General features: G+C 49.8%; 10 protein-coding genes. 9 read left to right on the top strand and 1 reads right to left on the bottom strand.

Annotation, left to right across the window (positions count from 1 at the left end; translation table 11 throughout):
* Positions 1–26: 26 nt before the first annotated feature.
* The 9 genes from JRI46_02380 to JRI46_02420 all read left to right on the top strand — a co-directional run bounded on the left by JRI46_02380 (position 27) and on the right by JRI46_02420 (position 10,084).
* Positions 27–350, top strand: coding sequence for an Hpt domain-containing protein (locus JRI46_02380; protein MBW2038433.1), 324 nt, complete (start codon positions 27–29; stop codon positions 348–350).
* Positions 343–2,919 (top strand): Flp pilus assembly complex ATPase component TadA, encoded by a 2,577-nt coding sequence (gene tadA, locus JRI46_02385; GenBank protein MBW2038434.1) that lies wholly within the window; start codon positions 343–345, stop codon positions 2,917–2,919. The genes JRI46_02380 and tadA overlap by 8 nt, the downstream gene beginning before the upstream one ends.
* Positions 2,912–3,427, top strand: a complete 516-nt coding sequence (locus JRI46_02390; GenBank protein ID MBW2038435.1) for a hypothetical protein — start codon at positions 2,912–2,914, stop codon at positions 3,425–3,427. The genes tadA and JRI46_02390 overlap by 8 nt, the downstream gene beginning before the upstream one ends.
* The gene (locus tag JRI46_02395; GenBank protein MBW2038436.1) at positions 3,424–4,269 is read left to right on the top strand and encodes a prepilin-type N-terminal cleavage/methylation domain-containing protein; all 846 of its coding nucleotides are present in this window, start codon (positions 3,424–3,426) and stop codon (positions 4,267–4,269) included. Before JRI46_02390 ends, JRI46_02395 begins: the two co-directional genes overlap by 4 nt.
* Before the next feature lie 111 nt (positions 4,270–4,380).
* Positions 4,381–5,727 (top strand): B12-binding domain-containing radical SAM protein, encoded by a 1,347-nt coding sequence (locus JRI46_02400; protein ID MBW2038437.1) that lies wholly within the window; start codon positions 4,381–4,383, stop codon positions 5,725–5,727.
* Positions 5,728–5,799: 72 nt separating this feature from the next.
* Positions 5,800–6,627 (top strand): c-type cytochrome biogenesis protein CcsB, encoded by an 828-nt coding sequence (gene ccsB / locus JRI46_02405; protein ID MBW2038438.1) that lies wholly within the window; start codon positions 5,800–5,802, stop codon positions 6,625–6,627.
* 3 nt (positions 6,628–6,630) lie between these two features.
* Positions 6,631–7,902, top strand: a complete 1,272-nt coding sequence (locus tag JRI46_02410; protein MBW2038439.1) for a glutamyl-tRNA reductase — start codon at positions 6,631–6,633, stop codon at positions 7,900–7,902.
* Positions 7,903–7,908: 6 nt separating this feature from the next.
* The gene (locus tag JRI46_02415; GenBank protein ID MBW2038440.1) at positions 7,909–9,315 is read left to right on the top strand and encodes a M48 family metalloprotease; all 1,407 of its coding nucleotides are present in this window, start codon (positions 7,909–7,911) and stop codon (positions 9,313–9,315) included.
* Between the two features lie 76 nt (positions 9,316–9,391).
* On the top strand, positions 9,392–10,084 hold the full coding sequence (locus tag JRI46_02420) for a cytidylate kinase-like family protein (GenBank protein MBW2038441.1): 693 nt from the start codon (positions 9,392–9,394) through the stop codon (positions 10,082–10,084).
* Positions 10,085–10,192: 108 nt separating this feature from the next.
* Here JRI46_02420 and JRI46_02425 read toward each other — a convergent pair.
* Positions 10,193–11,186 (bottom strand): ribonucleotide-diphosphate reductase subunit alpha (locus tag JRI46_02425; GenBank protein ID MBW2038442.1); only part of this gene is annotated, 994 nt, incomplete at its 5' end.

The following is an 11,186-nucleotide window of genomic DNA, read 5'->3' on the forward strand; positions in this document are numbered from 1 at the left end:
CTTAACCGGACAAGGAGCGTATAACCATGACACAGGATAACAGCGCGAATCAGAAAAAAATAATTGTCCATGTGGATCCCGAGATCGAGGATCTTATACCCGGATTTCTTGAAAACAGGCGTAATGATGTAAAAACATTGCAGGAAGCCCTGACTAAAGGTGATTATGAAACTATTCGAATTTTGGGCCATAGTATGAAAGGGTCTGGTGGGGGATATGGATTTGACGCCATCACCGAGATAGGCCGATCACTTGAAGATGCCGCAAAGACAAAAAATACCGAAGAAACGCGAAGGTGGGTTGACGAACTCTTACACTACCTTGAGCGTGTTGAGGTAGTCTATGAATAGTACCGTAAAGCCCTTAATTTTGGTCATTGACAACAATCATGATCAGCTGAGGCTGATGGAACGACTCCTGACGAGCAACGGCTATAATGTGATTTGTGCCGACAGCGGCCTCAAAGGGCTAGAAATTGTTAAAACCAACAAACCTGATCTTATTCTGCTTGATGTTATGATGCCAAGAATGGATGGCTACGAGGTTTGTTCAAGACTGCAAAAAAACAGCGAAACTGCCTACATCCCCGTGATATTTATAACCGCCCTGGGAGAAGAACAGGACAAGGCCAGGGCTTTTTCCGTTGGCGCTGTTGACTACCTTGTGAAACCTATTCAAAAAGAAATCCTTATTCACAAGGCTCGTACACATCTAAAGACGAATACCCAATGGAAGGAACTGCACAAAGATGCTGTCCCATCTGAGGAAGGGATGCAGCCATCCTATTTTCTCCAATTCAAGGAATTTCTGTTCGATCAGTTAGATCTTGAGTCTGAAAAGAGGGTTAAATTTTCTGCTATTTCGCCTTCTCAAATTTATTTAATCGTTCGTTACCTAGGGATCACAAACAGCCAGATGGCTAAATATATCGCTGATTTTTTAAAACTACCTTATATCTCCCAAATCAACCCTTATGATGTTCAATTAGGAGTGCTTCCGATACCATTTTGCAGGACAAACCTCGTTGTTGCATTGAGCGATGGGGGTGAAGGGAATACCTTTGCACTGAGCAATCCCTTTAACTTGGAACTCCTGGATAGTTTAAACAAACTTACAGGGAAGGATCAAACTTTCAAACTCACAATAACCGAACCTGAACATATTGAATTATTATTTAAATATGGAGCAGACCTTGGCGGGGAGACACCGGCCAAAAGGGTCGCCATAGCTGAAGACACACAAAAAATTGAGGGGCCTACCAGCGAGTTGATCAAACAGATGTCAAAAAAGGAAATTGAAAAACACCCTATTGTCTATATTGCCAACACCATGATCAATAAAGCCGTATTGGAAAGGGCCAGCGACATCCACATAGAACCCAAGGAGACCGAAACTGTTGTCCGCTTTCGGATTGACGGGGATTTGAGGGATTCTTTTGCCCTGAAAAAGAACACAGGCGTTAAACTCATATCCCGGCTCAAGGTACTGGGAGGCCTTGATTTGGCTGAGAAAAGGAAGCCTCAGGACGGATCTTTTGCAGCAACCATAAACAACAAGACCTTCAAGTTAAGACTGGCTACCACTTCCACACCTAATGGTGAAAGCCTTATTATTCGATTACTGGAACCGAGCGCCAAACCAAAAGACCTGAAAGAACTCGGTATGGCAGATAAACAGGTCAACACCATGATTGATTTTGCCAAACGAACCCATGGAGTCATCCTGATCGTAGGGCCCACAGGGTCAGGAAAGACTACAACCATTTACAGTTTCCTATTCCATATAGATTGTAAAACACGAAGCCTGATATCCGCAGAAGACCCTGTGGAATACTATATACCATTTGCCAATCAGCAACAGGTGAATGAAAAGGCCGGGGTTACCTTTGAATCACTTCTCAAATCAGCTGTGAGGCAGGATCCTGACATATTGTTCTTGGGAGAGATCAGGGATCAATATTCTGCTAAAATGGCAATGGACTTTGCCAGCACAGGCCATCTGACCGTCACTACTTTGCATACATCCAATGCTACCACTGCAATTTTCCGTCTTGAAAGACTGGGCATTGATCGGGGTACAATGGCAGATCCCCTCATCGGTGTTGTAGCCCAGAGATTGCTGAAAAGGCTTTGTCCGCATTGTAAGAAGATAATCCAGATCTCTCAGGAAGAGATTGATATGATTTCGCCATTTACTGATGAGATCCCATCCCAGGTCGCGCATCCTGTCGGATGTCCGAAATGTAACAACACCGGCTACCATGGACGAGAAGGGATATATGAAATAATAAAATTTGACCCTGAAATCTCTGAAATGGTTCGCTCAGGCGTGCCTATTTCTGAGATAAGAAACTTTATCAGAGATAGGGGAGATTTTCTTGTTAGCTACCATGCTGTAGAAAAAGTAAAAGAGCTCCTTTTCTCTCCAAAGGACGTTTATGAAACGGTGCTGGTGGAAGAGTTGGCATTCGAACAAAAGAGACCTAAAAAAGAAGACCACCGAATGCCTGTCACCGAGAAGAAGATAAAAGATAAGATATCGATCCTCGTTGTGGAGGACGATAAGGATTCTCAAAGATTGATAGCTCGCTTCCTGGAAAACCATGGCTATACCGTAGTCCTTGCAGAAGATGGCATTGATGCCCTCCTTCAATTGGGCAGACATAAATTTGATCTGATCATTTCGGATGTTAACATGCCCAACCTGGATGGCTTTAAATTACTGGAGATGAAGAGTCAAAAAGGGATAGAAGCCCCGGTGATATTTTTGACATCCAGGACAGATCCGGAAGATGCGAAAAGGGGACTGGAACTTGGAGCAATGGACTATATCAAGAAGCCAACCCAGAAGGATATATTATTGTTGAGGGTGAAAAATGCCCTTGAAAACTGCAACAAAGGAGAAGACAAAGGTGGCTGATGAAAAATTTTTGGGTGCAGTTTGCAAAAGGTGTGGGAAACCGCTCAGCGAGGATGAACAGGACGCTGATTACTGCAGCAGTTGTATGATCGAGCTTGCAGAGCAGTACGTACCTGAGAAGGCAGAACCACCGCCAATAAAACGTAAAAGGAAAAGCAGGGCGCGACTGGTGCTTCAATGGATCATTTTCCTGGCATGTATTTCAATAATCGCCATACAATCACCTAAACTAATTTCCGCCTTTAAAGAGGGTAAGCCCCTCAGACACGGCACATATTCAACAGATGCACAGACTGACCAGTGCATCAAAAACCTCTGGCACATATCCAAGCTGCTGCAAGAAGGCAAGTTGCCTGGCAGAGATATGGTTTGTCCTGTCAGCAAGAAGCCCTATGTGGTGAAGAAGATAAAAGGAGACACAGTGGTGAGCTGTCCCAATCCAGAACTCCATGGCGTCAAGGAAATCCGTGTGAGCAAGAAATATCCTATTCCTGAGGTAATAAAATGAAAATATTTAAAGGCAATCTTAAAGGATTTACCTTGATAGAGATCCTTATGGTTATAGCCATTGTAGGCCTTTTGGCCTCTGTGGCGCTTCCAGCATATGTGAACTACATCAAGAAGGCACGTTCAACTCAATGTCATGTAAACAGGGATGCTCTGCAAAAAATAATTGTGCAGTATTGCAATGATAATCCCAATACCGAGCTAAAAAACCTAAAGCAACTGGTAACTGAAGGATACCTGCAGAGTGAACCCAACTGCCCATTGGGAGGGGAATATGTATTGATTCCAGCAGAACTTGTTGATTCCTACTACCCAGTAGTGGCATGTTCAATGCATTTCTTGCCAACTACCTCACACCCAGTTCCGAAACCTCCAGCTCCCGTACCTCCGACTCCAAAACCTCCTAAACCTCCAGCTCCAGAACCGCCAGTTCCTATACCTCCGAAACCTCCAGCTCCGAAAAAACCTCTTACGAGCTTAGGGTCTACTTTTAAAGAAATAAGCACGGGTATGATAGATTTAATAGAGGGATTTTATAAGAAAAGGGGTAGATACCCAAGAAGTTGGGGTGATTACAGGTTTACTGATATTGGACTAGATCCTGATGAATGGAGTAAAGGTTACAATGGTATAATTTATAGTCCTGTAGGAAACCGAATGCAGATTAAACCTGAAGAGGGATGCACGTTTTACGTAACCGATCTTAAGGGCAAAGAACGTAGGCTTCCGTGGAGCTACAAATGGAATTTAGTATATTCTGTTGAAAACAAACAGTGGTATTATCACAGTACTAAAAAGGGCAATGAAATAGACATATCAACTTTGCGGGTAATACAAAAATGAATAGGCAACACGCAAGGTAAGGATTCAGCCACAATCTCTTTTTCCATTGAATTTCCCCTCGGTTCCAAGATATAATTAGTCTTCAAAAGATTCCAGGAGATCAGGACATCTATGAAGATCCTCCTTGTCGCACCAGAGCGGGAGAGGAAAAAGGAGGAGGCCTTTCTCTTCCGACTTGGCTTCTTGAACCTCCCCTATGTGGCCGCTGTGACCCCCCCGGATGCCGAGGTGAGGATCGTGGACGAGGCCTATGAACCCGTAAACTTCAATGAAAAGGTCGACCTGGTGGGGATATCGGCTCAGACGCCGGTGGCCCCCAGGGCCTATCAGATCGCGGAGGAGTTTCGCAAGAGAGGGGTAACGGTGGTGATGGGTGGTGTCCACGCCAGCATACTACCCCAAGAGGCCCTGGAGCATGTGGACGCGGTGGTGATCGGTGAGGCAGAGGTCACCTGGCCTCAGCTCCTGGAGGACTTCTGCTGTGGCAGATTAAAGAGGGTATACCGAGCCGATGGGTGGGTAAGGGGTGATGAGATCCCCCTGCCCAGGAGAGAGCTGTTGAACCCTCGCTTCTATTTTCCCCTGAAACTCCTCGAGACGACCCGTGGCTGTCCCCACCGGTGCGATTTTTGCCAGGTATCCCGTTTCTTCGGCAACCAATATCGAAACCGCCCCCTAAAGGAGATCGCTAAGGAGCTAGAGGCCATGTTCGGAGCGGGGCCGGTCATGGCCCCTTGGGCCAAGAGGATCCTCTCCTTCATAAGCAGAGACTTACCATATTTTTTAAAGAGGAGGCTTTTGTATATCATCGATAACAATGTGGTCTCAGACAGGAAATTTGCCATCGAGTTGCTCTCACTATTGAAGGACTACGACCTGCTGTGGTGGGGACATGCCCCGGTCTCCATCGCCGACGATGATGAACTCCTCCAGCTCTTTGCCGCCAGTGGCTGCACCGCCGTCAACATCGGCTTTGAATCCCTCTCTCCCAAGAACCTGGAGATCATGAAAAAGGGGTTTAATAAGCCCCATAAATACAGGGAGGCGGTCAGAAAGATCCATGGATATGGGATCGGGATCATGGGGACCTTTGTTGTGGGCCTGGACGACGACGACCCAGGGGTATTCCAGAGGACCCTCGATTTCGTCGTGGAGAATAGGCTTGACTGGTCCTTGGCCTTCATCATGACACCATATCCCGGCACGGAGTCATTTGAGCGGCTGGAAAGGGAGGGTAGGTTCCTGACCAAAGATTGGCAGAAATACGACTCCTTGAACGCCGTCTATCAACCCCTCTTGATGGGCGTGGAGGAGCTGGAAAAAGGGATGCGGTGGATATGGAAGGAGACCTTTTCCTTAAGGTCCATCTTTCAAAGGATCATCAAACCCCCTCGCATCCACCCCCTCTTCTACCTCCCCATGAACTGGAGCTTTCACCGGCTTACCAAGAACTGGTAGCCTTTCTATTCACTATTGGTATTGAAAAAGGAGAAAGGTATATGATAAAAATTAGTTATACGGCACAAAGTTATGAATCTTTTTTTCTTTAATATCACCCTGGTCTTTTACCTCCTTGGCACCATCTCCTATCTCATCTACCTCCTGTTCTCCAAAGAGAGGGCGGCTTGGGCTGGGAGGTTCCTTCTGGGTCTTGGGTTTATCTCCCATTGCCTTACCCTCGTGATGAGATATAGCGAGGCAGGCCATACTCCTGTGGTCAACCTCCATGAATCCCTCTCCTTTTTCGCCTGGGCCATTATCGGCTTCTTTTTGCTGTTGCGTCATCGATACAGGGTAGACGTGCTGGGGTCTTTCATCTCCCCCCTTGCCTTGCTAATGGTCATCTGGGCCGCCATCCTTCCAAAGGAAATCCTTTCCTTGCCCCCCTCCCTCAGGAGTTACTGGCTCCCCATCCACGTCACCTTCGCCTTTCTAGGAGATGCCATCTTCGCCCTTGCCTTCTGTGCGGGGGTGATCTATCTCATTCAGGAGAGACTCGTCAAGTCCAAGCGGGCAGGGGCCCTCTCTCAACGGCTTCCCTCTTTGGAGGTCCTCGATGAGATCAACTACCGGTCTCTGACCATCGGCTTCCCCCTGCTCACCATAGGGATTATCACCGGTGCGGTGTGGGCGGAGTACGCCTGGGGATCGTACTGGAGTTGGGACCCCAAAGAGACCTGGTCCTTGATCACCTGGCTGCTGTACGCCGCCCTCTTACATCAACGGCTGACAATGGGGTGGAGGAGGAAAAAGGCGGCCATCATGTCCATTGTGGGGTTCGGGGCAGTCCTGTTCACCTTTCTGGGGGTCAACCTCCTGCTGGAGGGGCTTCATACCTATGCCGAGTGGTTTAGGTGATCTATGAGGGAGGTCATACTGGTCGGAGCCAACTACCGTACGGCCCCCCTGGAGATCAGGGAGAGGATCTCCTTTCCCGAGGAGGGCCTGGATCGATACCTGAAGGCGCTTCAGGATCTTTTCAGCCTTGCCGAGGGGTTGATCCTTTCCACCTGCAACCGCGTGGAGATCTATGCAGCGACCAGGGCTCCGGAGCGGGGGGTCAAGGAGATCAAGGGATTTCTTGCCCATCAGCACCATCTCCCCCTGTCGGAGTTCGAGGGCGCCCTCTATGTCCTCCAAGGCGAGGAGGTGGTAAGACACATCTTTCGGGTGGCCTCTAGCCTCGACTCCATGGTGGTGGGTGAACCCCAGATATTGGGACAGATAAAGGAGGCCTATCGAATGGCCCACGCCGCCAGGACCACCGGTACCCTGTTGAACAAGTTGCTTCATAGGGCCTTCTCCGTGGCCAAGAGGGTGAGGACCGAGACCAGCCTCGGGAACCGGGCGGTATCGGTAAGCTTTGTCGCCGTGGAGTTGACTAAAAAGATCTTTGGCCACCTGGAGGGGAGAGAGGTCTTGATCATCGGGGCGGGGGAGATGTGCGAACTGGCCGCCCAACACCTGGCCCGAGGGGGTGTAAAGAGGGTCATCGTGGCCAACCGGACCTGGGAGAGGGCCATGGAATTGGCTGAAAGGTTCCACGGTGACGCAATCCCCTTTCCAGAGTTCCCCAACTCCCTCTTGCGGGTGGACATCGTCATTAGTTCCACAGGTTCGCCGGACTATATCTTGCAGAAGGAAGAGGTCTCCAAGATCATCAGGGAGAGGAAGAATAGACCCCTTTTTTTCATCGATATCGCCGTGCCCAGGGACATCGACCCGCAGGTGAACTCCATCGATAACGTCTACCTCTATGACATCGATGACCTGCAGGAGGTGGCTGAGGCGAACATCAAGGATCGCCAACAAGAGGCTCAAAGGGCCGAAGAGATCGTGACCACGGAGGTGGAGAAATTCTGCTGCTGGTATCAATCCCTGGATGTGGTCCCAACCATCGTCTCGTTAAAGGAGAAAATTGAGGAGATAAGGAGGAGGGAGTTGGGGAAGACCCTTTCCTCCTTCCCCCAGATCTCAGAAAAAGAGAGAAAGGCCCTGGAGGCCCTCACCGCTGCTATCGTCAAAAAGATCCTTCACGACCCCATCACCCTACTGAAGAAGACAGGTCAGGACTCCGAAGGGGAGTTATATGTGGACGTGGTGAAGAAACTCTTCAAATTGGACGAGGAATAGACATCCATGAACTGTCGGGCAATCCCCTTTTTTCCCTTTGGATGCGTCAGCTTGATATTGGCCTTCTGCCTCCTTGTTATTGCCTGCCTTCCCACCCCGGGGATGGCCTATATGAGCGTAGAAGAAGAAAAGGAGCTGGGGGACAAGCTGGCCCAACAACTCCAACAAAATTTGGAGGTCATTGACGACCCCCTCACCAGGGGATATGTGGACAAGATCGGCAGGCGCCTCTTAGAGGAGGCCCGAGACCACCGGTTCCCCTATCACTTCTACGTCATCAAAGAGAGAGAACCCAACGCCTTTGCCATCCCTGGAGGTCATATCTTCGTCAGCAGCGGGCTAATCAGGTTGGTGGACGAGGAGGACGAGTTGGCCGGGGTCATCGGCCATGAGATCGGCCACTCTGTGCTGAGGCATATCGCCAAGGCGATGGAGAGGGCCAAGCGCATCTCCCTTGCCACTCTGGCGGCCATCATCGCAGGGGCCTTCCTCTCGCAAGACGCCAAAGGTACTGGTGCCTTGGCCACCAGCGCTATGGCCATGGCCCAATCCTTGATGCTCAAGTATACCAGGGAGAACGAGGTGGAGGCGGATCAAAAAGGGACTACGTACATGATGGGTGCGGGGTACGATCCGCGGGCCATGGTGATATTTCTCAAAAAGATCTATCGTTGGCAGAGGTATGTCTCACCCAACATCCCTACCTACCTCTCCACCCATCCTGGGGTTGATTTCCGGATCACCTACCTTTCGGACATCTTCTTGAGTGCCCCTAAACCCCCTTCACCACACCCAGCAGCAGCCGGGGATCTAAAGAAGATCCAAATAAGGCTTTTTATAAAAGAGAGGGGTGCGGTGGCAGGCATCGACCGTTTCTCCTCCCTGCTGCGGGAAAGACCTGGGGATGTAAACACGCTCTACGGTCTGGGCGTCTCATATGTCATGGCAGGGAGGGCAAAAGAAGCCATCCCCATCTTGGTTGCGGCACTGAAGGCCTCACCGAAGAATGGATACATCATGCGAGAACTGGGCATTGCCTATTTCCAGGCGAAAGAGGTCGGCAGGGCCCTGCAGACCTTGCAGTCGACCCTGAATTCCTTTCCCCACGATACTACCATCCTCTATTACTTGGCCCAAGGGCATCAGGAGGAAGGCAGATGGGACCAGTCCCTCTCCCTCTACCGCCGGGTGCTGGAGTTAGATCCTCAGAAGGTGGAGATCTATCACAACCTAGGCGTGATATACAGCATGAAGGGGCTCCTTGGTCCGGCGCATAAAAACTTTGGCCTTTATTTTAAAGAGAAGGGGGAAAGGGAGACCGCGCTCTTCCACTTCCGCAAGGCCTGGAGATACTATCAGGATGAGGATGAGAAGAGACAACTGGAGGATCTGATAAGGGAGTGTGAGAGGTGATAGGAGGTTGACATATTACTCTTGCCTGTCATAGCATAGGAGACTCACAAAGAAATGGTGAAGGAAGAGGTGTTCAATGAGGATCAGAAATCCCAATCTACAGGTGATCATAGAGTCACACATAAAAGAGTGGTTCATTAAAGAGAAGGATAAGCTGGAGCGGAAGAAGAAGATAAGGCCCCTCATCCTTATATCCAGACAACGGGGGGCTGGAGGGCTGTCAGTGGCCGAGCGATTGTCCAAAAAATTAGGGTGGCCCTATTATGACAAAAACATCATCAAGGAGATTGCTGATACTCTGGGGGCGGACGAAAGGCATCTGGACTTCTTGGATGAAAGAGACAGAAACACCTTTCAGGAGTTCGCCAACGTCTTTCGCCGGGACCATGAGGTCTCTCAAGACGAATATGTACAACATTTAAAACGTTTCATTAAAAGTTTGAGTAAAGCTGGAGGGAGTATCATCGTGGGCAGGGGGGCCAATTTCATCCTTTCCCCCCAAGATGCCCTGCGGGTCCGCCTGGTGGGTGAACCAGAGATACGTGCGCGGTTTGCAGCCCAGAAGTACGGTTTTAAAGAGAAGGAAACCATCAAGCTCTTGGATAAATGGGACCGGGAACAGAGAAATTTCATCAAAAGACACTACGACCAAGATATCACTGACCACCGGCACTATGATCTGGTGATCAACACCACCAATATCAATCTGGATGGGACCGTGGAGATCATCATCTTGGCATATAAGAAGAAATTCCCTGGGGTGCTTTAATTATAAATCCCCAGACCTTCTCCAAATTACTCAGAAAACAACCTTACTCAAATCCTTCCCCTCCCCCATCAAAGGGGGGAGGGGAATAAATTGGATTTTCATAGTTAGCTAACAAAGCTGATTCAAGCCACAGGTGAGGACCTGTCCCGCCCTGGTACCACTCCGGTAGATGGTAACCCCCTTGCAACCCATTTGATAGGCCATGAGGAAGGCCTCTTGGACATCGGCCTTAGTAGCGTGGGAGGGGAAGTTTATGGTCTTTGAGACGGCGTTGTCGGTGTGCCGCTGAAAGGCGGCCTGCGTCTGGACATGTCGGGAAGGAGGGATATCGAAGGCAGTGACGAAGAGCCGCCGCACCCAAGGGGGTATCTCCTTTTCTGCCTGCAAAAGGCCGGTCTGTCGTAGGGTATCCTCCAGTTCAGGACGCCAAAACCCTATCTCTTTGGCCAGGCGCAAAAAGAGCGGGTCAATCTCAAAGAGCTCCACATCCTCCAAGGCCCTCCTGGTATAGCTGAGGGCAAACAGTGGCTCTATCCCTGAGGAACAACCGGCGATAATGCTGAGGGTCCCTGTAGGGGCGATGGTGGTTACGGTGGCGTTTCTCAAGGGTGGTTTCCCCTCCTGATCGTAGCGGCTCCCGGGAAAATTCGGAAAGGGACCACGACTCTTGGCCAATTCCAGGGAGGCCTCATGTCCAACCTCTTGGATGAACCCCATCACCTCCTCCCCCAGGCGAATTCCCTCCTCAGAATCATAAGATACCTCCATGAGGATGAGGAAGTGGGCAAACCCCATCACCCCCAGGCCGATCTTGCGGTTGCCCCGGCTGAGCTTCTCGATCTGTGGAAGAGGATAGTGATTTATCTCGATGACATCATCGAGGAAGCGGACCGCGAGGCGTACCGTACGCCTGAGTCTATCCCAATCTATTTCATGACCCTCTGGGCCATTTTGGGTCATCTTTGCCAGATTTATGGAGCCCAAATTGCAGCCCTCATAGGGGAGGAGGGGTTGTTCCCCACAGGGGTTAGTGCTCTCGATCTGGCCCAGATGAGGGGTGGGGTTACCTCTGTTTATATGGTCGAGAAAGATGACACCTGGC

Source organism: Deltaproteobacteria bacterium, assembly GCA_019308925.1.
Taxonomy (GTDB): Bacteria; Desulfobacterota; B13-G15; order B13-G15; family RBG-16-54-18; genus JAFDHG01.

Coding starts and splice junctions, on each gene's coding strand:
- ccsB (MBW2038438.1), top strand. CDS start 5,800: ATGAATCTTTTTTTCTTTAATATCACCCTGGTCTTTTACCTCCTTGGC.
- tadA (MBW2038434.1), top strand. CDS start 343: ATGAATAGTACCGTAAAGCCCTTAATTTTGGTCATTGACAACAATCAT.
- JRI46_02380 (MBW2038433.1), top strand. CDS start 27: ATGACACAGGATAACAGCGCGAATCAGAAAAAAATAATTGTCCATGTG.
- JRI46_02415 (MBW2038440.1), top strand. CDS start 7,909: ATGAACTGTCGGGCAATCCCCTTTTTTCCCTTTGGATGCGTCAGCTTG.
- JRI46_02400 (MBW2038437.1), top strand. CDS start 4,381: ATGAAGATCCTCCTTGTCGCACCAGAGCGGGAGAGGAAAAAGGAGGAG.
- JRI46_02395 (MBW2038436.1), top strand. CDS start 3,424: ATGAAAATATTTAAAGGCAATCTTAAAGGATTTACCTTGATAGAGATC.
- JRI46_02420 (MBW2038441.1), top strand. CDS start 9,392: ATGAGGATCAGAAATCCCAATCTACAGGTGATCATAGAGTCACACATA.
- JRI46_02410 (MBW2038439.1), top strand. CDS start 6,631: ATGAGGGAGGTCATACTGGTCGGAGCCAACTACCGTACGGCCCCCCTG.